This window comes from Rhodococcus sp. Q (genome assembly GCF_005503035.1).
Lineage (GTDB): Bacteria > Actinomycetota > Actinomycetes > Mycobacteriales > Mycobacteriaceae > Rhodococcus_G.
In genome coordinates this window covers 306,667-328,349 of the sequence record NZ_SCOY01000001.1, presented here as the reverse complement: position 1 = coordinate 328,349, position 21,683 = coordinate 306,667, and the positions used below count along the sequence as shown (strand labels likewise).

Genomic DNA, 21,683 nt, shown 5'->3' with positions numbered 1-21,683 from the left:
AACCACACCGACTCGGCCCTCGTGGAACGGGCGTGGGGGTCGGCAGCGCCGCGGCAGATCAGGCGCGTTCGATCTTTCGCGGTGCTGCCTGGGCGGGGCCCGTCGTACGACCTGGACGGTTCACCTGGCGTCGCGCCGCCATGACCCAAATGGGGAGTCTCAGCGGCCGAACAGGCTGCGGAGAAAGCCACCAGACGGGGGTCGTTCGCAGGTGCAGCGCTTGTCGGCGGGGACGTGCCGCATCACGTCGTCGACGTGGTTGCCGCAGCCGGTCCATGTGGTCTTGCCGCAGCGGGAGCAGGGGGTGGGCTGGCACATTGCAGTGTCCTTTCGAGGTCAATAGCGACCAATAATACCCCCTGGGGTATCCACGTCGCTGCCGGGTGCCTGCGCGACTGGCAGGATCGACGAGGTGAGCACCGCGAATCTGACCCGTGACGAGACCGCAGCACGCGCCGCGTCCGTCACCGTCCGCTCCTACCGCGTCGAACTCGATCTGACGTCCGCGCCCGACCACTCCCAGCCCGGGTTCTCCACGACCACCACCGTGGAGTTCGATGCGTCCGCCCCCTCGACGTGGCTGGACTTCCTCGGCGCATCCGTCGAGTCGGTCACCGTGAACGGCGAACCGGTCGACGCCCCGTATGACGGCGCCCGCATCACCCTGCGCGGCCTCGCCGCATCCAATACGGTCGTCGTCCGCGCCACCGGGCTCTACAGCCGTTCGGGCGAGGGCCTGCACCGCTTCCTCGACCCGGTCGACGAGCAGACCTACCTGTACACGCAGTACGAGCCGTCCGACGCCCGCCGAGTCTTCGCGTGTTTCGAGCAGCCGAACATGAAGGCGCCCTTCACGTTCGTCGTCACCGCGCCCGCGGGGTGGGAAGTGGTGTCGAACCAGTCGGCCGCCACCCGCGACGAGCAGGACGACCGTCAGGTGGTCGAGTTCGCGGCGACGCTGCCGATCTCCACCTACATCACCGCAATCGTCGCCGGCCCCTACCATCGCGTCGACTCGGCGTGGAGTCGCGACGATCTCACCGTCCCGCTCGGTGTGCTGTGCCGCGGGTCGCTCGCGCAGTACCTCGACGCCGACACCATCCTCCAGGTGACGCGTCAGGGACTGGACTTCTTCGCAGACAACTTCCAATTCCCCTACCCCTGGGGCAAATACGACCAGGTGTTCGTCCCCGAGTACAACCTCGGCGCGATGGAGAACCCCGGCTGCGTCACCTTCACCGAGGCGTACGTGTTCCGCGGTGCTGCCACCGACGCCCAGTACGAGGGGCGTGCCAACACGATCCTGCACGAGATGGCACACATGTGGTTCGGCGACCTCGTGACGATGCAGTGGTGGGACGACCTGTGGCTCAAGGAGTCGTTCGCCGACTACATGGGCGCCCTCGCCAGCGCCGAGGCCACCGAGTGGACGGACGCCTGGGTGGCGTTCGCGAACCGACGCAAGGCGTGGGCGTACTCGCAGGACCAGTTGCCGACGACGCATCCGATCGTCGCGGACATCGTCGACCTCGAAGCCGCGAAACTGAACTTCGACGGCATCACCTACGCCAAGGGCGCGAGCGTGCTCAAGCAGCTCGTCGCGTACGTGGGCCGGGACGCCTTCTTCGAGGGAGCCCGCCGCTATTTCCGCGAACACGCCTACGGCAACACCACTCTCGCCGATCTGCTGAGCGAACTGTCCGCGACATCGGGGCGTGACCTCGACGCCTGGGCGCAGGCGTGGCTGCAGACCACCGGCATGTCGACACTGACGCTCGAACGTCGCGGCAAGCGATTCGAGGTGGTCCAGACCGACCCCCGGCCGCACACCCTCGGCATCGGGCTCTACGACTTCGACGAGTCCGGTTCGCTGGTGCTCACCGATCGTCTCAGCGTCGACATCACGGGTCGGCGCACACCCGTCGAACTCACGGAGACCCCGCTGGTGCTCCTCAACGACGGAGACCTCACCTACGCGAAGGTGCGGCTCGGAGGGTTCTCGGTCCGGACGGTCGAAGCGTCGCTGGACCGGATCGTCGACCCGCTGGCCCGCGGTTTGGTGTGGTCGGCGCTGTGGAACGCGACGCGTGACGGCGAACTCGACCCGCGCCGCTACCTGGAGGTGGCGCGCCGGTTCGCGCCCACCGAACCCAACACGGCCCTGCTGACGGCGGCCACGACGAATGCGGCCTTCGCGATCGGTCACTACCTGCGCAACGGTGATCGGGACCGGTGGCGCGGTGAGTGGCTCGAAACCTGCTGGGCCACACTGTGGGCAGCGGAACCCGGTTCGGGCTCGCAGCTGGTGTGGGCGCGGGCGACAGCGTCCGCCGCGACCCTCGACGAGCGTCGCGCCGCCGACATCCGTGCTCTCCTCGACGGCGCCACCCCGGCGCCGGACGGATTGTCCCTCGACCCCGACCTGCGCTGGCTGCTGTGGACGGCGCTCGCCGCGACCGGGTATGCCGACCCCGCCGACCTCGACGCCGAGCTCACCCGCGACGACACCGCGTCCGGGCGCACCGCGCACCTGCGCGCGCTCGCGGCCCGCCCGGACACGGAGGTCAAGGCGCAGGCCTGGGAATCGGCGCTCACCGACACCTCCCTGACCAACGACCACCTCGACGCCACCATCGGCGGTTTCCGCGCAGGCGATCGGCGTGATCTGATCGCCCGCTACGACTCCTCGTACTTCGCGGCCCTGACCGGTCTCTGGTCACAGCGCAGCATCGAGATCGCCCGTCGTCTCGTTGTCGGACTGTTCCCCGCGAAGGACTCCACCGAGGCCGTCGACAAGTGGCTCACCGCCAACGAGGACGCCCCCGCGGCACTGCGCAGGCTCGTCGTCGAACAGCGCGACCACTTGGCGCGGGACCTGCGGGTGCGTTCCCGCGCCAAGTGACGGCTGCTCAGCCTACGTTGTCGAGGGCGAGGTGGTCGGTCCAGATCTGACCTGCCGCAGGCAGATCCGACTGACCGCCACGCACCTCGGGATTCCACAACCGGGCCGCGGCCAGGCCGGGGTCGCGCGTCAGGTCCACGCGGTCGACCTCGACGACGACAGCCAGTTTCGGCTCCGCGAGCCCGGCGGCGAGCCGTGCCCGCAGGTCGGGGTCGTCGGTGATCGACGCGCGGCCCCGGATGTGCAGGACCCGGTCGTCGCCCGCGACCAGCGCCAGAAGCGACACCTCGGGGTGCTGCAACAGGTTTCGCAGGGTGTCGGTGCGCCGATTTCCTGGGCGGTCCGGGAACGCGAGGGCCAGGGGGCCGAGCGGCACGGCGAACCCGGCCTCGTCGCCCTTCGGGCTGACGTCGGTGCCGCCGTCCGTGTCGGTGCTGGTAACGGTGAGAAACCTGGACAGCGTGAGGAACTCACGCACCGCGGGATGGTCGAGGTCGGTGTCGGACGCCGCCGGGACGGATGCGTCGGGGACCACGACGTCATCCCACAGGCCCGAGCGGGTCACGCACCGGGCGCAGTGCAGGTACGCCTCCTCGACCCGAAGGAGCGTCGCTGATCCGTCGCGGTACAGCCGGCCGTTGACGCGCATCGTCTCCCCGTAGCCCGGGACCAGCGCAACCAGGCCCGCAGGGCCGCCGTCGCCCAGATCGTCGGGCAGCGCGAGCGACTCGACGCGGAGCGTGTTGCGGTCCGCGATCGCCACGACGCCGGGAGTGCCGCCGACGACGAGGCTGTGCTGTACGCCGCCGTCGCCGTGCACGCCGAGCACCGCGAACGGCGAACGCGCGAAGAAGGACTCGCAGTGGTCGTCGAGGAACGGGATCGCCTTCAGCAGCGTGACCGGGGGCCGCTCACCGAGGATCCGTTCGAGCTCGGCGACGGTGGTGAGGGGAGTCGGGACCGACTGGTCGTCCACCGTGGGCCTCAGCCGACCGCGGGGACGACCGTCGCCGGGGCGTCGTCGGTGGCGGCGGTCAGTGCGGGCAGCGTCGCGTCGAGCAGGTACGGCTGGCTCAGCGGGCTCGAGAAGCCCAGTGCGGCAGGCACGTCGGTGTCGAACTCGCCGAGATAGACGGTGCGGTCCTCCTTGACCACCGGCAGCTGCGCGAACAGCGGATCGGCCAGCAGATCCTCCTTCGTCGCGCCGACGACGATCAGGTTCTGCTGGTTCAGCAGGTCGTACCGCTCGGCGGTGACGGAACCGGTCTGGGCGGGAGCGACGAATCCGAGTTCGGTGAAGAAGGCACCGCGGGGGTCCTGCTGTTCGAAGATGTAGAAGCCGTCGGCCATCTTCATCGCCACCGCGGCGGTGCGGCCGGCGAACTGGGGGTTCGCGGCGATGGCGGCCTCGAACTCCGCGCGCACCGAGTCGCGGACCTCCGCCGCCTTCTCCTGCTTGCCGATGGCGGTGCCGATCGTCTCGAGCTGGTCCTCCCAGGTGGGGTTGTCGCCGGCGAGGTCGGCGACGGTCGGTGCCAGCCCGGAGAGCGACTCGTAATCCGATTCCTCGAGGACGGAGTAGGTGCCGACGAGCAGGTCCGGGTCGGCCTGCGCGATCTTCTCGAAGTCGAGTTCCATCCCGCCGACCTCGGGGATGTCGGTCGCGTACCCCTGCGCCCACGGGCGCTGCCGGTAGTCGTAGCCGGTGAACGCGCGCGTCCCGACGGGTGTCTCGCCCAGCGCGAGCACGAAGTCGAGGTCGTTGAATCCGACGGTGACGATGCGCTCCGGGCGGGCCTCGATCGTCGTCGATCCGAATTTGTGGTCCACGGTGACAGGGAAGGAGCCGTCCGAGCTGCCGGATGCGCTGTCGGCGGTGTCGGCGCTGCTGCATGCGGTCAGCGTCGCGACACCCACGAGGGCGATGGCGGAGGTGAGGACGGACGCCCAACGGGGAGATCGCACTGTTCGGAGACCTTTCTCGGACGGAAACTAAAGTGACCCTAACCTAACAAGCCTGATTTTGCGGTTGTGGGAATGACATCGGGGTCGGCCCGCTTCGGGGCGGCGATGATGCGTTTGGTGGATCCCTCGGGCCGATGTCGGCGGCGCGGTCCACAATGGGGCCGTGCCGAACCCCGTCAGACGTGTCGACGTCACCGAACGCCGTGCCCGCCTCGCGCGCAACCATCACCTCGCACCGGGTGCGCAGGCCGAGACGGTGACAGACGCTGCCCGCGGGCTCGTCTGCCTGCACGCGACCGATCCGTCGACGGTGTACATGTCCGCGCGGGCTCGGGTGCCCGGTATGACGATCGCCGATCTCGATCGCGCACTGTACGAGGACCGCTCGCTGGTCAAGCACCTGTCGATGCGCCGAACCCTGTTCGTGTTCCCCCGCGAGGCGATGCCGTTCGCCCAGGCGGGTGGCAGCGCGCGCGTGGCCGAGCGGGAACGCAAACGTCTGGTCGTCGAGGTGGAGAAAGCCGGGCTGTTCACCGACGGCGCGCGCTGGCTCGACGAGGCGGGCGACGCCGTGCTGGCCGCCCTCGACGGGGGTGATCCGACGTCGTACACCGCGTTGCGTGACGCGCTCCCGGTGCTGCAGGGCTCGATGAGCTACGGCGAGGGCAAGAGCTGGGGTGGGCAGGTGTCGATCGGCCCGCGGGTGCTGACGGTGCTGTCCGCCGAAGGTCGCGTCGTGCGCGCCACCAACGACGGATCCTGGAAGGTGTCGCGAAACCGTTGGGCGACAACGGAGTCGTGGCTCGGTGCTGTGATCGACCCGCTGCCGGAGGTGGACGGTGTCATCTGGCTGGTGGAGCAGTGGCTGCGCTCCTTCGGACCCGGCACCGAGAACGATCTCAAGTGGTGGCTCGGTTCGACACTCACCCTGGTGCGAAAAGCGCTGTCCGCGTTGGATGTCGTCGAGGTCGACCTGGATGGTGCGACCGGATATCTGATGGCCGACGACGTCGAGCCCGTCGCGTCGACCGAACCGTGGGTGGCGCTGCTGCCCGCCCTCGACCCGACCACGATGGGCTGGAAGGACCGCGACTGGTATCTCGGCCCGCACCGGGCGCCGCTCTTCGACACCGCGGGTAACGCGGGCCCGACGCTCTGGAGCGACGGCCGGATCGTCGGTGGCTGGTGGCAGGACGACACCGGTCAGGTGGTGATGCACCTGCTGGAGGACGTCGGATCCGACGTGCGGCGCGCGCTCGACGCGGAGGCGGACGCGCTGAACGACTGGCTCGGCGGGGAACGGGTCATGCTCCGGTTCCCGTCGCCGATATCCAAGCAGCATTCCTGACGCGGAACCGACGTCCCACCATCCGGCCTCGGTGTGTGAAACCGGCTGTGCAGCACAGCGAGTGGATACTCGATCCCGCCGCGGCTCACACGACCGTGACCGACCGGGAGTGCCACCCCGTCGCCCCGTCGGGTACCGGCGCCGCACGCTGCTCGGTCTGGACCGCGCCGTCCATATCGGTGGCCCGGACGTGCAGGGTGTGGTCTCCCGGCGTCGCCTGCCACCGAAACGTCCACTGCCGCCACGTGTCGATCGAGTACTCGGGCGCGAGGGTCGCGGGCTGCCAACCTCCGTCGTCGACCCGGACCTCGACGCGGGAGATGCCGCGATGCTGCGCCCAGGCCGTGCCCGCGACGGTGACGGGTCCGGCGTCGACCCGCGCGAACGACGCGGGAACGTCGATGCGGGACGCAGTCTTGATCGGCGCCTGCTCCGCCCATCCGCGCCGCGTCCAGTACGCCTGTGCGCGGTCGAAACGAGTGACTTCCCAGTCGACCACCCACTTGGTGGCGGATACGTAGCCGTACAGGCCGGGGACCACCTGCCGGACGGGGTAGCCGTGCTCGAACGGCAACGGCTCCCCGTTCATCGTCACCGCGAGGATCGCGTCCCTGCCGTCGAGTAGCGCGGCAAGCGGGGTGCCCGAGGTGAACCCGTCGGAACTGGTGGACAGCAGCATGTCCGCGTCGGCGGACACCCCGACCTCGTCCAGGAGATCCCTCATCGGGTAGCCGATCCAGGTGGCATTGCCCGCCAGGTCGCCGCCGACCTCGTTGGAGACGCACGTCAACGTGACGGCCCGCTCGATCGGTGTGCGGGCGACGAGATCGTCCCAGCGGACGGTGATCTCACGGTCGACCATGCCGTGGATCCGCAGGCTCCATTCGTCGGTGGTGAGCTTCGGCACCTGCAGCGCTGTGTCGATGCGGTAGAAGACGTCGTTGGGAGTGACGAACGTAGTCGCGCCTGCCACTTCGACGTCGGCACCGGGCGGGATGGTGGGTGCGCGGTCGGTGGCGGCGACGGTGGGCAGGACGAATCCCATCCGATTCCGCACCGCGTCCGCGACCGTCTCGGCGAGGTGCCTGCCTGCTGCTCCCGCCGCCACCGCGACCGCGGCGGCGGTGCCCGCGAGAACGAGGAATCGTCGGCGGGACATGCCTTCGCCCGCCGATTCCGGATCGTCGACGGCCCGAAACCGCCTGGTCAGCACCCGCAGAACCATGATTCCCGAGGCGACACCGACGATCGTGGGGACGGCGTACGCGGCGCTCGCTCCGGGACGGCTGGTGGCCGCGTACACCCCGACGACACCGAGTGCCAGCAGGATCGCGCTTCCGTAGGGGCGGTGCGTCCGCTCGACCAGACCCGCGATCGCGGAGAGCACCACGATCAGGATGCTCATGCCTGCGAACAGTGCGGGCTTGTCGTTGGTTCCGAAGGTGTCGATCGCGAATTCCCTCGCCCACGAAGGACTCCGGTCGACCGTCGTGGAGCCCACTGCGAAGAAAGGTGATGCGGATGTGTCGATCACCGCCGCGACCAGCTCGCCGACCCCGAGCGTCACGGCCGCGGCGAGAACTCCTGACAGCGCGCGAGCAGGGAGTGCCCAGCGGGCTTTCTCGTCGTGCTCGGCCATGCCCTCACGCCTTTCCCGTCGACTGCGCGTTGTCGAACGGTGGGGGTTCGATGCGACGCGCGGATCGGATGGGTCGAAAACTACTCCGTATTCGCACCCATCCGTGCCGTCGGCGGCTCCGAAGCACTGGTGACATCCGGTAGCCGGCCACAGGTCGGACCCGAACTCGAGAACCGAGAAGGTGGAACCGAAGATGAAGACGAATCGCACCGCAGCAGCCGTGAGCCTCGCCGCCGTGGCGTTCCTCGGACTGTCCGCGTGTTCCTCGGACGGAGACGACACGTCCGATTCCACGACGCCGCAGGCAACGACGTCGATGCCGTCCACGGGGGCGATGACCTCGGGCATGGCCGACCCGGCATCCGATCTGGTGGGACCGGGTTGCGCCGCATACGCCGAGCAGGTCCCGACCGGCGCCGGATCGGTGGAAGGAATGGCGGACGAGCCCGTCGCCGTCGCCGCATCCAACAATCCGATGCTGACCACCCTCACCCAGGCCGTGTCGGGGCAGCTGAACCCCGATGTGAATCTGGTCGACACCCTCAATGGAGGCGAGTTCACCGTCTTCGCCCCGGTCGACGATGCTTTCGCGAAGATCGACCCCGCGACCGTCGAGTCGTTGAAGACGGACTCGGCCACTCTGACGTCGATCCTCACCTACCACGTGGTGCCGGGTCGGCTCAGCCCGTCGGAGGTCGACGGCACCCACACCACCGCCCAGGGCGCGACGTTGACGGTCACCGGGTCCGGTGACGACCTGAAGGTGGACGACGCTTCCGTCATCTGCGGCGGCGTGAACACCGCCAACGCGACGGTCTATCTCATCGACGGTGTTCTGATGCCGCCCGCCCAATAGGACCGGTAACTCCAGTTCTCCGTCGCCGACGGTCTCGAGGCGCCCTCGCACTGCCGAGTCCGCCGCCGGCGGGGTGGCGACCCGGGAGGCCCGTACCCCGACACGGCCTCCCGGGTTCGTCGCTACGCATGGCTAAAGAGCCCCGCCTCCCCGATTTCCTGTGCCGTGGGTCACAATGGTGCCCGACCGCCGGAAGTTGAGGAGCAATTCATGTTCAGCACCATGCAAGACGCGCCCCTGTCCATCGCCCAGTTGCTGCAGCATGGCAGCACTGTTCACGGCGGCGCGGAGGTCGTGACCTGGACCGATGCCGGACCGCGGCGGCGCAGCTACGCCGAGGTCGGCAGGCGGTGCGCGGCCTTGGCGCATGCGCTGCGCGGACTCGGGGTCACAGGAGACGAGCGCGTCGCCACCTTCATGTGGAACAACGCCGAGCACCTCGAGGCATACCTGGCGGTGCCGTCGATGGGCGCCGTGCTGCACACCCTCAACATCCGCCTGTTCCCGGAGCAGTTGGTCCATGTGGCCAACCACGCCGAGGACCACGTGATCATCGTCGACCCGACGCTCATCCCGCTGCTGGCGCCGCAGTTGCCGCAGCTGACCACCGTCAAGCACGTGATCGTGACCGGAGACTCGACCGCCGGACTCGAGGTGCCCGAGGGCGTGCAGGTGCACACCTACGAGGGCCTCATCGCGGAGCAGCCCACCGAGTTCGACTGGCCCGAGGTGGACGAGCGGTCTGCCGCCGCGATGTGCTACACCTCAGGCACCACCGGTGACCCGAAAGGTGTTGTCTACTCGCATCGTTCGATCTACATGCACTCCATGCAGGTCTGCATGACGGACGGGCCTGCGCTCAAGCAGGGCGACCGCGCCCTCGCCGTGGTGCCGCAGTTCCACGCCATGTCGTGGGGACTGCCGTACGCGGCGTTCATGATCGGCGCGTCGCTGATCATGCCGGACCGGTTCCTGCAGCCGGCACCGCTCGCCGAGCTGATCGCCGCCGAGCGCCCGACCTTCGCGGCCGCCGTGCCGACGATCTGGCTCGGCCTGCACCAGTACCTCGAGCAGCACCCGCAGGACATCTCCTTCATGAAGGAGGTCCTCATCGGTGGCTCCGCGGTGCCGCCGTCGCTGATGCACACCTTCGCGAACGAGCACGCCGTCCAGGTCCTGCACGCGTGGGGCATGACGGAGACGTCCCCGCTCGGCTCCGTTGCCCGTCCGCCGGCCGGTGTCGAGGGCGATGACCAGTGGCGCTACCGCTACACGCAGGGACGATTCCCGGCGTCCGTGCAGGCGCGTCTCGTCGACGACGCGGGCGAGGTCGTCCCCAACGACGGCACCAGCATCGGTGAACTCGAGGTCCGGGGCCCCTGGATCACCGGCTCCTACTACGGTGTCGACGCCGCCGACAAGTTCGACAACGGGTGGCTGCGCACCGGCGACGTCGGATCCATCTCGCCCGACGGCTACCTCACGCTGACCGACCGCACCAAGGACATCATCAAGTCCGGCGGCGAATGGATCTCCTCGGTCGATCTGGAGAACGCTGTCATGGGTCACCCCGACGTCCTCGAAGCTGCCGTCATCGGCGTTCCGGACGAGCGCTGGGACGAGCGTCCCCTCGTCGCCGTCGTGCTGCGCGAGGGAACCGATGCCACCGTCGACTCGCTGCGGGAGTTCCTGTCCGACAAGGTCGCCAAGTGGCAGTTGCCCGAGAACTGGACCGTGATCAGCGAGGTCCCGAAGACCAGCGTCGGCAAGTTCGACAAGAAGCGGCTCCGCACGCAGTACCAGGACGGCGGACTCGACATCACCCGGATCTAGGCACGTCTACCTCTCGACGCCTGTCGCGCCTCACCGGGTGCGGCAGGCGTCGGGCGGTAGCATCCCCGCCGTGAGCGATCATCCGGCCTTGCGTGTCCTCGTCTACAGCGACGACGCCCTCACGCGCAGGAAGGTCGTCTCGGCACTCGGCACCCGGCCCCACCCCGACCTCGAGATCGAGTGCATCGAGGTCGCGACCGCCCCCGTCGTGATCCGGCATCTCGACGACGGTGATGTCGATCTCGCCGTCCTCGACGGCGAGTCGACGCCCGTCGGAGGGATGGGGCTCGCGAAGCAGCTCACCGACGAGATCGACGACTGCCCGCCGATCATCGTCCTGACCGGCCGCGCGGATGACGCCTGGCTCGCGAAGTGGTCGCGGGCGTCCGCCGCCGTTCCGCATCCGATCGACCCGATTCAGCTCACCCAGGAAGTCGTGGCGCTGCTGCGCGCGGCGCGCGGCTGACCCTTCTCTCCAGCACGTCTCCAACCACGACCCGACCCGGGAGTGTCGTGGCTCACACGCGTGCCTGGCCGGGGGTATGTTCGGCTCCAGGAGCGGACGTGCCCGGAGCAGGTCTGCCGATCATTTCCGCTCCCGCGGTTGCAGGACAGCTCAGTGCATGCGTCGGACCAGGGAGCAGGTCATGAGGCGGATCGAGCAGGACGGACGGCAGGGTCGGCGGGACGCCGACCGGTGCCTCGCTGCTGCCGGTTCGCTCGCAGCCCGGTGCACCCTCCCGTCCGGAGGGGAGAGCGGTGAACGTCTACATTCCGATCCTCGTGCTCGGGGCGATCGCGGTCGTGTTCGCGGTGTTCTCCGTTCTGGTGGCATCCGTCGTCGGGCCGCGCCGCCTCAACCGCGCGAAGCTACAGGCGTACGAGTGCGGTATCGAGCCGACGTCACAACCGGACCGGCACGGCAGCGGGATCGGTGGCGCGAGTGGGCAGCGCATCCCGGTGAAGTACTACCTGACGGCGATGCTGTTCATCATCTTCGACATCGAGATCGTCTTCCTGTACCCGTGGGCGGTCCACTTCGACGCGCTCGGTGCCTTCGGCCTCGCCGCGATGGCGCTGTTCATCTTCAACGTGTCGGTCGCGTACGCCTACGAGTGGCGCCGGGGCGGTCTCACCTGGGACTGAACCCGAGCATCGAATCAGTCGGCGGCACTGGCAGATCGGGTCGATCAGGGAGCTGAGGGCGAATCATGGGTCTCGAAGAGAAGTTGCCGAGCGGCTTCCTGCTGACGACGGTCGAGGGAATCGCCGGCTACGCCCGTAAGGGGTCGCTGTGGCCCGCGACGTTCGGCCTCGCCTGCTGCGCCATCGAGATGATGGCCACCACTTCCGGCCGGTACGACCTCGCCCGGTTCGGAATGGAAGCGTTCCGCGCATCGCCGAGACAGGCCGACCTGATGATCGTCGCCGGTCGCGTCAGTCAGAAGATGGGCCCGGTGCTCCGGCAGGTGTACGACCAGATGGTCGAGCCGAAATGGGTTCTCGCGATGGGTGTCTGCGCATCGTCGGGCGGAATGTTCAACAACTACGCGATCGTGCAGGGAGTCGACCACCTGGTGCCGGTCGACATCTACCTGCCGGGCTGTCCGCCGCGCCCCGAGATGCTTCTGAACGCGATCATCGCGCTGCACGAGAAGATCCAGCAGATGCCCCTGGGAGTGAACAGGGACGAGGCGGTGCGGGCGGCGGAGAAGGCCGCGCTGGCCGCGACGCCGACCATCGAGATGCGGGGGTTGCTGCGATGACATCGGATGAACCCACGGGAGATGTCGGCCGGGTCGACGCGGAAGCCACGGCAGGGCCCGAAGGGTGCAGGCCGCCGGACGAGCGCGGGGTCGCGGACGTGATCGACGTGCGGCACGGCATGTTCGGGGTCCGGGGGACCGGAGACACCTCGGGCTACGGTCGGCTGGAGCGCCCGGTCATGTTGCCGCCGAGCAGTTCCCGGCCGCTCGGCGGATGGTTCGACGCGGTCGCCGACGAGCTCGACGCGGCCCTCGACGCGGCGGGTGTACCTCCGGGTGACGCGATCGAGAAGATCGTCGTGTTCCGCGACGAGCTGACCGTTCACGTGCGGGCGCCCTTCCTGCCCGCCGTGGCCCGGGCGCTGCGGGACGAACCGGCGCTGCGCTTCGAACTGTGTCTCGGGGTCAACGGCGTGCACTACCCGCAGGACACCGGCCGGGAGTTGCACGCGGTGTACCCACTGATGTCCATCACCCACAACCGCCGGATCCGGCTCGAGGTGTCGGTGCCCGACGCGAACCCGTACGTGCCGTCGCTGTACGCGGTGTATCCCACCAACGACTGGCACGAGCGCGAGACGTACGACTTCTTCGGAATCGTGTTCGACGGGCATCCGGCGTTGACGCGAATCGAGATGCCCGACGACTGGACCGGGCATCCGCAGCGCAAGGACTACCCCCTCGGAGGCGTCCCCGTCGAGTACCGGGGCGCACAGATTCCGCCACCGGACGAGCGGAGGGCCTACAACTGATGAACTCTGCACAGGGCGACACCACCGAAGCCGTCTACAGCGCAGGCGGGCAGGACTGGGACGAGATCGTCAGCGCGGCCGCGGAATCGGGCGACGAGCGGATCGTCGTCAACATGGGTCCGCAGCACCCGTCGACGCACGGGGTGCTGCGGCTGATCCTGGAGATCGAGGGCGAGACCGTCACCGAGGCGCGATGCGGCATCGGCTATCTGCACACCGGCATCGAGAAGAATCTCGAGTACCGCAACTGGACGCAGGGCGTGACGTTCGTGACGCGGATGGACTACCTGTCGCCGTTCTTCAACGAGACCGCGTACTGCCTCGGTGTCGAGAAGCTGCTCGGCATCACCGACCTGATTCCCCAGCGCGCCACCGTGATCCGCGTCCTGCTCATGGAGCTGAACCGCATCTCCTCCCACCTCGTTGCGCTCGCGACCGGCGGGATGGAACTCGGGGCCGTCACCGCGATGCTGTTCGGGTTCAGGGAACGCGAACTGATCCTGGACGTGTTCGAGAAGATGACCGGCCTCCGCATGAACCACGCCTTCATCAGGCCGGGCGGTCTCGCGAAAGACGTTTCGTCCGAGGCGCTCGCCGCCGCCCGGGAACTGCTCACCGTGCTGCCGGGCCGGCTCCGCGACATGGAGCGGATGCTGAACGAGAACCCGATCTGGAAGGCCCGCACCGAGGGTGTCGGGTTCCTCGATCTGACGGGATGCATGGCACTCGGCATCACCGGGCCGATCCTGCGGGCGACCGGACTGCCCCACGACCTGCGCCGCGCCGAACCGTACTGCGGATACGAGACGTACGAGTTCGACGTCGTCACCGAGTCAGGCAACGACTGTTACGGGCGCTATCTGATCCGGGTCCGCGAGATGCGGGAGTCGCTGAAGATCGTCGAACAGTGCCTGGACCGGCTGCGCCCCGGGCCGGTGATGATCGACGACCGGAAGATCGCGTGGCCCGCGGACCTGAAGCTCGGTGAGGATGGGCTCGGCAACTCGCCCGAGCACGTCGAACACATCATGGGCACGTCGATGGAAGCGCTGATCCACCACTTCAAACTCGTCACCGAGGGTTTTCGCGTCCCCGCGGGACAGGTGTACGTGGCGGTCGAGTCGCCCCGTGGAGAGCTGGGCGTGCACATGGTCAGCGACGGCGGCAGCAGACCGTATCGGGTGCACTACCGCGACCCGTCGTTCACCAACCTGCAGGCGGTGTCCGTGATGTGCGAGGGCGGCATGGTCGCGGACGTCATCGCATCGGTCGCCAGCATCGACCCCGTGATGGGAGGGGTGGACCGGTGACTTCCTACTCAGAGGAGATCCAGGCGCGCCTCGAGCTGGACGCGAAGGAGATCCTGGCCCGCTACCCACAGCCTCGGTCGGCCCTGCTGCCGCTGCTGCACCTGGTTCAGTCCGAGGACGGGTGCGTGACGGCGGCCGGTGTCGAATTCTGCGCCCGCCAACTCGATCTGACTGCCGCGGAGGTGTCCGCGGTCGCGACGTTCTACTCCATGTACCGTCGCACCCCCACCGGCGACTATCTGGTCGGAGTGTGCACGAACACCCTCTGCGCCGTGATGGGTGGTGACGCGATCCTGACCCGTCTGCGCGACGAACTCGGCGTCGAGCCCGGACAGACGACTCCCGACGGTGCCGTCACCCTCGAACACGTCGAGTGCAACGCCGCGTGCGACTACGCACCGGTGGTGATGGTGAACTGGGAGTTCTTCGACAACCAGACCCCGGACACGGCGACCGAGCTGGTGACGACGCTGCGCGCGGGCGGCACCCCGATCCCCATGCGGGGCGCGCCGCCGTGCACGTTCCGGGAGACCGAACGCATCCTCGCCGGGTTCGCCGATCCGCGTTCCGACGCCGTCGACGCAGGAGCACCCGGCGACGCCACTCTCGCCGGGCTGCGGGTCGCGCGCGAGCGGGGACTGACCGCGCCCGGGAACTCGACCGAAGGGGCGGGAGACCTGTCATGACGTTGACGCCGGTGCTGAGCCGCTACTGGGACGAGCCGCGATCGTGGTCCCTCGACACCTACGAACGGCACGACGGCTACCGGGGACTGAAGATCGCGCTCGCGATGTCACCCGACGCCGTCATCGACACAGTCAAGGCGTCCGGACTGCGCGGCCGCGGGGGCGCGGGATTCCCCACCGGCACGAAATGGTCTTTCATTCCCCAGGATTCGCCGGAGTCGCAGGGGCCGGGCGCACCGCACTATCTCGTGGTGAACGCCGACGAATCCGAACCGGGCACCTGCAAGGACATGCCGCTGATGCTCGCGACGCCACACGCGCTCGTCGAGGGGGTCGTGATCGCCGCATACGCGATCCGGGCGCACCACGCGTTCATCTACGTTCGCGGCGAGGTGGTGCCGGTGCTCCGGCGACTGCAGAACGCGGTCGCGGAGGCCTACGAGGCGGGCTACCTGGGGCGGGACATTCTCGGCAGCGGATACGACCTCGACGTCGTCGTCCACGCGGGCGCGGGCGCGTACATCTGTGGCGAGGAGACCGCGCTGCTCGACTCCTTGGAGGGGCGGCGCGGCCAGCCCCGGCTGCGGCCGCCGTTCCCCGCCGTCGCCGGCCTCTACGCGAGCCCGACGGTCGTCAACAACGTCGAGTCCATCGCAAGCGTGCCGCCGATCCTCGTCAACGGACCAGACTGGTTCCGCTCGATGGGCGGCGAGAAGTCGCCCGGCTTCACGCTGTACTCGCTGTCCGGGCACGTCACGAACCCGGGGCAGTACGAAGCGCCACTGGGTATCTCGTTGCGGGAGCTCCTCGACTACGCGGGCGGGATCCGTGCCGGGCATCAGCTCAAGTTCTGGACGCCGGGTGGATCGTCGACACCGATCTTCACCGAGGAACACCTCGACGTTCCACTCGACTACGAGGGTGTCGCGGTCGCCGGATCGATGCTCGGCACCAAGGCATTGCAGATCTTCGACGAGACGACCTGCGTCGTGCGGGCCGTCCTGCGATGGACGCAGTTCTACGCGCACGAGTCGTGCGGCAAGTGCACGCCGTGCCGGGAGGGCACCTACTGGCTGGTGCAGGTGATGGAACGGCTCGAGGCAGGGAAGGGAACGCCCGCCGACCTGGAGACGCTGCTCGACATCGCCGACGGCATCGCGGGGAAGTCGTTCTGCGCCCTCGGTGACGCCGCCGCCAGCCCGATCACTTCCTCGCTCAAGTACTTCCGCGGGGAGTATCTCGCGCACTTCGATCACGGCGGCTGTCCCTTCGATCCGGCGCGGTCCGTACTGACTTCGGGATCGAGGGCGCAATGACGCTGCAGGAGAACGTGTCCGCGCCCGCCGACCTGGTCACGGTGACGATCGACGGTACCGACATCTCGGTCCCGAAGGGCACCCTCGTCATCCGGGCCGCCGAGCTGGTCGGCATCCAGATCCCCCGGTTCTGCGACCATCCGCTGCTCGACCCGGTCGGCGCGTGCAGGCAGTGCCTCGTCGAGGTGTGGCTGCCCGGGCGCGAACCCGGCTCACCCGCAGCGCGGCTGCCGAAGCCGATGGCGTCGTGCACCACGACCGTCTCCGAGGGGATGATCGTCCACACCCAGCTCACCTCCCCGGACGCGGACAAGGCGCAGCGCGGTGTGATGGAGATGCTGTTGATCAACCATCCGCTCGACTGCCCGGTGTGCGACAAGGGCGGCGAGTGTCCCCTGCAGAACCAGGCGATGTCCCACGGCCGCAGCGAGTCTCGCTTCGCCGGCGTCAAGCGTACGTTTCCGAAGCCGATTCCGTTGTCGACGGAGGTGCTGCTCGACCGCGAGCGCTGCGTGCTGTGCGCGCGGTGCACCCGCTTCTCCGAGCAGGTGGCGGGCGACCCGTTCATCGACCTGCTCGAGCGCGGCGCGTTGCAGCAGGTCGGGATCGGGGAGGGGGAGCCGTTCGAGTCGTACTACTCCGGCAACACCGTGCAGATCTGTCCTGTCGGCGCGCTGACCGGTGCCGCCTACCGGTTCCGCGCCCGCCCGTTCGACCTGGTGTCCAGTCCCAGTGTGTGCGAGCACTGTGCATCCGGCTGCGCACAGCGCACCGACCATCGCCGGGGGACCGTGCTGCGGCGCCTCGCAGGTGACGACCCCGAGGTCAACGAGGAGTGGAACTGCGACAAGGGACGGTGGGCGTTCACCTACGCCACCGCCGACGACCGCCTGACGTCTCCACTGGTGCGCGGTTCGAATGGCCAACTGGAACCCGCGTCGTGGTCGGCGGCGCTCGTGGTCGCGGCGCGGGGACTGCGGGAGGCCGAAAGAGTCGGTGTCCTCACCGGAGGTCGCCTCACCGTCGAGGACGCATACGCCTACGCGAAGTTCGCGCGGGTCACGCTCGGCACCAACGACATCGACTTCCGGGTACGCCCACACTCTGCGGAGGAGACCGCGTTCCTCGCCGCCAGGGTCGCGGGACGACGGATGGACGTCACCTACGCCGACATCGATCGCGCGCCCGCCGTACTGCTGGTGAACCTCGAACCGGAGGAGGAGTCGCCGATCGTCTTCCTGCGGCTGCGCAAGGCGGTGCGCAGGAATGGACTCGCGGTGCACTCCGTCGCGGCGTACGCGAGCCGCGGGCTCGGCAAGCTGTCGGGACGCCTGGTGCAGGCGGGCCCGGGCGGAGAGCCCGCGGCGCTGCGGGCGTTGTCGGCCGACGACACCCTCCGCGAGTCGGGGGCGCTGATCCTGGTCGGCGAACGGGCCGCGGCGATCCCCGGAACACTGACCGCGGCATGTGAACTCGCCGATGTCACGGGCGCTCGTCTCGCCTGGATCCCGCGACGAGCCGGTGACCGAGGTGCCGTCGAAGCGGGCGCACTGCCGACCCTGCTGCCGGGCGGTCACCCCGTGACGATTGCGGATGCCAGGAGCCGGGTCGGTGCCCGGTGGAAGGCCGACCTGCCTGCTGCCCCGGGCCGCGGCACCGATGGCATCCTCGCCGCGGCACGAAGCGGGGCCCTTGGTGCCCTGCTGATCGCCGGTGTCGAACTCGACGACCTTCCCGACCCGGCCGCGGCGCGGGAGGCGGTGCGGTCCGCGGGGTTCGTGGTGTCGCTGGAATTGCGTCGCAGCGACGTCACCGACCTCGCCGACGTCGTGTTCCCGGTGGCGCCGGTCGGGGAGAAGACAGGCACCTTCGTCGACTGGGAGGGCCGCGACCGGCCGTTCGAGTCGGCGCTGGCAGGCACCGGCGCGATGCCGGACCTTCGAGTGCTGCACGCACTCTCGGCCGAGATGGGTGAACCCATCGACCTCCCGGACGCCGCCACGGCCCGAGCTGAACTCGCTGTCGTCGGGCACTGGGACGGCGACCCGGCGAGCGATCCCGCGACCGCCGCGGCCGAACCCCGCAGTCCCGGTCCCGGCCAGGCGATCCTCGCCGGGTGGCGGATGCTGCTCGACGCCGGGCGCATGCAGGACGGCGAACCGCACCTCGCGGGCACGGCACACCGGCCGGTCGCGCGGATCTCGGCGGGCACGGCGGCCGAGATCGGCTGCCAGGACGGCGGTGCACTCGTCGTGAGCACCGACCACGGAGCCGTGACGCTCCCCGTCGTGGTCACCGCCCTGCCCGAGCGGGTGGTGTGGTTGCCGCTGAACTCGCCGGGCAGCGCCGTGCACCGCGACCTCGGCGTCACGGTCGGCGCACTGGTGCGCATCAGACCCGGGCGCGCGGCCGAAGGCGAGGAGAGATGACAGCCGACCTCGTGCTCGCGGCGGGTGCCGACCTGTCCGCGTTCGGCCGGGACCCCTGGTGGTTGATGATCGCGAAGGCAGTGGCGATCTTCGCCTTCCTGATCGTGACGCCGCTGCTGGCGCTGCTTGCCGAACGCAAGGTCATGGCGTGGATGCAGATGCGGGTCGGCCCCAACCGCGTCGGGCCCCGCGGCACGTTGCAGTCCCTCGCCGACGGCATCAAACTCGCCCTCAAGGAGGGCATCGTCCCGGCGGGCGTCGACAAACCCGTCTACCTCCTTGCGCCGATCATCTCGATCGTCCCCGCGATCATGGCGTTCGCCGTCATCCCGTTCGGCCCGGAGGTGTCGGTCTTCGGGCATCGCACCCCGCTGCAGCTCACCGATCTCCAGGTCGCCGTCCTGTACGTCCTCGCCGTCACCTCCGTCGGCGTCTACGGCATCGTCCTCGCCGGATGGGCGTCCGGATCGACCTACCCGCTGCTCGGCGGGCTGCGGTCGACCGCACAGGTCATCTCGTACGAGGTGGCCATGGGCCTGTCGTTCGCGGCCGTGTTCCTCGACGCGGGCACCATGAGCACCTCCGGGATCGTCGACTCCCAGGTCGGCACCTGGTACGTCTTCCTGCTGCTGCCGTCGTTCCTGATCTACGTGACCTCGATGGTCGGCGAGACCAACCGGGCGCCGTTCGATCTGCCCGAGGCGGAGGGCGAACTCGTCGGCGGATTCCACACCGAGTACTCGTCGCTCCGGTTCGCGATGTTCATGCTCGCCGAATACATCAACATGGTCACCGTCTCGGCGCTCGCGACGACCCTGTTCCTCGGTGGCTGGCACGCGCCGTGGCCCATCAGCATCTGGGACGGCGCCAACAGCGGATGGTGGCCGGTGCTGTGGTTCGTCGCGAAGGTGTGGGCGTTCCTGTTCGTCTTCATCTGGCTCCGCGCCACACTGCCGCGACTGCGCTACGACCAGTTCATGAACCTCGGCTGGAAGGTGCTCATCCCGGCGTCGCTGGTGTGGGTGATGCTGGTCGCCACCGCGAAGGCGCTGCGGATCGAAGGACACGATGCGCGGGCCGTCACCCTCGTCGTCGCCGGGGTGATGGTGGCGCTGGCGCTGTTCGCTCTGTTGTGGAACCTGCTGAGGCGCAGGAGAACCGATGAGACGGAGAGTGCGCCGCCGGAGGAGCAACCGTTCGATCCGACGGCAGGCGGGTTCCCCGTCCCGCCGATGCCGGGACAAACACTGCCCACGTTCGATCGGGTGTCCGGAGGTTCGTCATGACCAGATTCCTCGATGCCATCTCCGGGTTCGGCGTCACCTTCTCGACGATGTTCAAGAAGCCGAACACCGAGATGTACCCGGAGGAACGCCCGCCGACCGCGCCCGGTTACCACGGACGTCACCAGCTCAATCGGTACGCCGACGGTCTGGAGAAGTGCATCGGCTGCGAACTGTGCGCGTGGGCCTGCCCCGCCGACGCGATCTACGTCGAGGGCGCCGACAACACCGAGGGCGAACGCTTTTCACCCGGAGAGCGATACGGGCAGGTCTACCAGATCAACTACCTCCGCTGCATCGGCTGCGGACTGTGCGTCGAAGCCTGCCCGACCCGAGCGCTCACCATGACCGACAGCTACGACGAACTCGTCGACGACAACCGCGCCGACCTCATCTTCGGCAAGGACCGCCTCCTCGCCCCACTCGAACCCGGAATGACCGCGCCACCGCACGACATGGCCCCCGGCGCCACCGACGAGGACTACTACCGGAACAACGTCACCGGTGACGGCCCGACGGGGGAGACGTCGTGAACGCCCTTCTGCTCGCGGAGCCGCTCACTCGCACGAGTACCGCCGAAGCCGTGCAGTTCTGGATTCTCGGCACGCTCTGCGTCATCGGCGCACTCGGGGTCGTGTGCGCCACCAAGGCCGTCTACTCGGCGATCTTCCTGGCGATGACGATGATCCTGCTCGCGTTCTTCTACATCGCGCAGGACGCCCTGTTCCTGGGGGTCGTGCAGATCGTCGTGTACACCGGCGCGGTCATGATGCTGTTCCTGTTCGTGCTGATGCTCATCGGCGTGGACTCGTCCGACTCACTCGTCGAAACCCTCCGAGGGCAACGAGTTGCCGCCGTCGCCGCAGGCGTCGGATTCGGGGTCCTCCTCATCGCGGGAATCGGCAGTGTCACGGTGACGGCCTTCGTCGACCTGCCGGACGCCAACACCGGGCCCGGGCCGGACGGCACGCTCGGCAACGTCCCCGCCATCGCGGAGCTGATCTTCCTGCGCTACGTGTGGGCGTTCGAACTGACGGGCGCGCTCCTGATCGTCGCGACGCTGGGAGCGATGGTCCTCGCTCACCGCGAACGCCTCGAACCGAAACCCGACCAGAAGGCCATGTCCCTGAAACGGTTCCGGGACGGCGGCCAGGTCACGCCGCTGCCGACGCCCGGCGTCTACGCCCGCCACAACGCCGTGGACATGGCGGCACGTCTGCCCGACGGGTCGCCCGCCCCGCGATCGGTCAGCAGCATCCTGACGCCGCGCGACGACAGCGAGAGGAAGGGGGAGAGGTGAATCCGGAGAACTACCTGTACCTGTCGGCGCTGCTGTTCAGCATCGGTGCCGCTGGTGTGCTGTTGCGGCGCAACGCGATCGTGGTGTTCATGTGCATCGAACTGATGCTCAACGCGACGAACCTCGCGTTCGTCACCTTCGCCCGCATGCACGGGAACCTGCACGGTCACGTCTTCGCGTTCTTCACGATGGTGGTCGCTGCCGCCGAGGTCGTCGTCGGCCTCGCGATCATCATGGCCATCTTCCGCACCCGTCGATCCGCATCGGTCGACGCCGCCAACCTCCTGAAGTTCTGACC

The 21,683-nt window shown here is 68.7% G+C and carries 20 protein-coding genes; 16 read left to right on the top strand and 4 right to left on the bottom strand.

Going from position 1 to position 21,683, the window contains the following annotated elements; translation table 11 throughout:
- Nucleotides 1-159: 159 nt before the first annotated feature.
- Nucleotides 160-318, bottom strand: coding sequence for a DUF8730 family Cys-rich protein (locus tag FFS72_RS26290; protein ID WP_171018508.1), 159 nt, complete (start codon nt 316-318; stop codon nt 160-162).
- A gap of 94 nt (nt 319-412) precedes the next feature.
- Here FFS72_RS26290 and pepN point away from each other — a divergent pair, with 94 nt between their 5' ends.
- On the top strand, nt 413-2,902 hold the full coding sequence (gene pepN, locus FFS72_RS01585) for an aminopeptidase N (protein WP_137872283.1): 2,490 nt from the start codon (nt 413-415) through the stop codon (nt 2,900-2,902).
- Nucleotides 2,903-2,909: 7 nt separating this feature from the next.
- On the opposite strand, the gene FFS72_RS01580 is transcribed toward pepN, so the two are convergent.
- Nucleotides 2,910-3,878 (bottom strand): pyridoxamine 5'-phosphate oxidase family protein, encoded by a 969-nt coding sequence (locus FFS72_RS01580; RefSeq protein ID WP_137872282.1) that lies wholly within the window; start codon nt 3,876-3,878, stop codon nt 2,910-2,912.
- Between the two features lie 8 nt (nt 3,879-3,886).
- On the bottom strand, nt 3,887-4,867 hold the full coding sequence (locus FFS72_RS01575; RefSeq protein ID WP_137872281.1) for an ABC transporter substrate-binding protein: 981 nt from the start codon (nt 4,865-4,867) through the stop codon (nt 3,887-3,889).
- A gap of 163 nt (nt 4,868-5,030) precedes the next feature.
- Between FFS72_RS01575 and FFS72_RS01570 the strand changes: the two genes are divergently transcribed.
- Nucleotides 5,031-6,215: a winged helix DNA-binding domain-containing protein gene (locus FFS72_RS01570; RefSeq protein ID WP_137872280.1), complete on the top strand. Its 1,185-nt coding sequence runs from the start codon at nt 5,031-5,033 to the stop codon at nt 6,213-6,215.
- 85 nt (nt 6,216-6,300) lie between these two features.
- Here FFS72_RS01570 and FFS72_RS01565 read toward each other — a convergent pair whose 3' ends face one another.
- Complete coding sequence (locus FFS72_RS01565; RefSeq protein ID WP_137872279.1) at nt 6,301-7,854, bottom strand: molybdopterin-dependent oxidoreductase; 1,554 nt, start codon at nt 7,852-7,854, stop codon at nt 6,301-6,303.
- A 193-nt stretch (nt 7,855-8,047) separates the two neighbouring features.
- On the opposite strand from FFS72_RS01565, the gene FFS72_RS01560 reads away from it, so the two are divergent.
- The 14 genes from FFS72_RS01560 to nuoK all read left to right on the top strand — a co-directional run bounded on the left by FFS72_RS01560 (nt 8,048) and on the right by nuoK (nt 21,681).
- A complete protein-coding gene (locus FFS72_RS01560) occupies nt 8,048-8,710 on the top strand; it encodes a fasciclin domain-containing protein (RefSeq protein WP_137872278.1) in 663 nt (220 codons plus the stop codon).
- Between the two features lie 210 nt (nt 8,711-8,920).
- Complete coding sequence (locus tag FFS72_RS01555; RefSeq protein WP_137872277.1) at nt 8,921-10,543, top strand: long-chain fatty acid--CoA ligase; 1,623 nt, start codon at nt 8,921-8,923, stop codon at nt 10,541-10,543.
- 70 nt (nt 10,544-10,613) lie between these two features.
- Nucleotides 10,614-11,009: an Rv3143 family two-component system response regulator gene (locus FFS72_RS01550; RefSeq protein WP_171018507.1), complete on the top strand. Its 396-nt coding sequence runs from the start codon at nt 10,614-10,616 to the stop codon at nt 11,007-11,009.
- Nucleotides 11,010-11,302: 293 nt separating this feature from the next.
- Nucleotides 11,303-11,689, top strand: a complete 387-nt coding sequence (locus FFS72_RS01545) for an NADH-quinone oxidoreductase subunit A (RefSeq protein WP_137872276.1) — start codon at nt 11,303-11,305, stop codon at nt 11,687-11,689.
- Nucleotides 11,690-11,754: 65 nt separating this feature from the next.
- A complete protein-coding gene (locus FFS72_RS01540) occupies nt 11,755-12,309 on the top strand; it encodes a NuoB/complex I 20 kDa subunit family protein (RefSeq protein WP_050064182.1) in 555 nt (184 codons plus the stop codon).
- Nucleotides 12,306-13,061 (top strand): NADH-quinone oxidoreductase subunit C, encoded by a 756-nt coding sequence (locus FFS72_RS01535; RefSeq protein ID WP_137872275.1) that lies wholly within the window; start codon nt 12,306-12,308, stop codon nt 13,059-13,061. Before FFS72_RS01540 ends, FFS72_RS01535 begins: the two co-directional genes overlap by 4 nt.
- A complete protein-coding gene (gene nuoD, locus FFS72_RS01530; RefSeq protein ID WP_137872274.1) occupies nt 13,061-14,371 on the top strand; it encodes an NADH dehydrogenase (quinone) subunit D in 1,311 nt (436 codons plus the stop codon). Before FFS72_RS01535 ends, nuoD begins: the two co-directional genes overlap by 1 nt.
- Nucleotides 14,368-15,057 carry an NADH-quinone oxidoreductase subunit NuoE gene (nuoE, locus tag FFS72_RS01525; protein WP_349303976.1) on the top strand — a complete coding sequence of 230 codons (690 nt, stop codon included), beginning with the start codon at nt 14,368-14,370 and terminating at the stop codon, nt 15,055-15,057. Before nuoD ends, nuoE begins: the two co-directional genes overlap by 4 nt.
- Nucleotides 15,054-16,373, top strand: a complete 1,320-nt coding sequence (gene nuoF, locus FFS72_RS01520) for an NADH-quinone oxidoreductase subunit NuoF (RefSeq protein WP_137872273.1) — start codon at nt 15,054-15,056, stop codon at nt 16,371-16,373. The genes nuoE and nuoF overlap by 4 nt, the downstream gene beginning before the upstream one ends.
- A complete protein-coding gene (locus FFS72_RS01515) occupies nt 16,370-18,802 on the top strand; it encodes an NADH-quinone oxidoreductase subunit G (RefSeq protein ID WP_137872272.1) in 2,433 nt (810 codons plus the stop codon). Before nuoF ends, FFS72_RS01515 begins: the two co-directional genes overlap by 4 nt.
- Entirely contained in the window at nt 18,799-20,088 is a 1,290-nt protein-coding gene (gene nuoH, locus FFS72_RS01510; RefSeq protein ID WP_137872271.1) for an NADH-quinone oxidoreductase subunit NuoH, read from the top strand. Before FFS72_RS01515 ends, nuoH begins: the two co-directional genes overlap by 4 nt.
- A complete protein-coding gene (gene nuoI / locus FFS72_RS01505) occupies nt 20,085-20,618 on the top strand; it encodes an NADH-quinone oxidoreductase subunit NuoI (protein ID WP_137872270.1) in 534 nt (177 codons plus the stop codon). The genes nuoH and nuoI overlap by 4 nt, the downstream gene beginning before the upstream one ends.
- Nucleotides 20,615-21,385, top strand: coding sequence for an NADH-quinone oxidoreductase subunit J (locus FFS72_RS01500; RefSeq protein WP_137872269.1), 771 nt, complete (start codon nt 20,615-20,617; stop codon nt 21,383-21,385). The genes nuoI and FFS72_RS01500 overlap by 4 nt, the downstream gene beginning before the upstream one ends.
- The gene (nuoK, locus tag FFS72_RS01495; RefSeq protein WP_137872268.1) at nt 21,382-21,681 is read left to right on the top strand and encodes an NADH-quinone oxidoreductase subunit NuoK; all 300 of its coding nucleotides are present in this window, start codon (nt 21,382-21,384) and stop codon (nt 21,679-21,681) included. The genes FFS72_RS01500 and nuoK overlap by 4 nt, the downstream gene beginning before the upstream one ends.
- Nucleotides 21,682-21,683 lie beyond the last annotated feature (2 nt).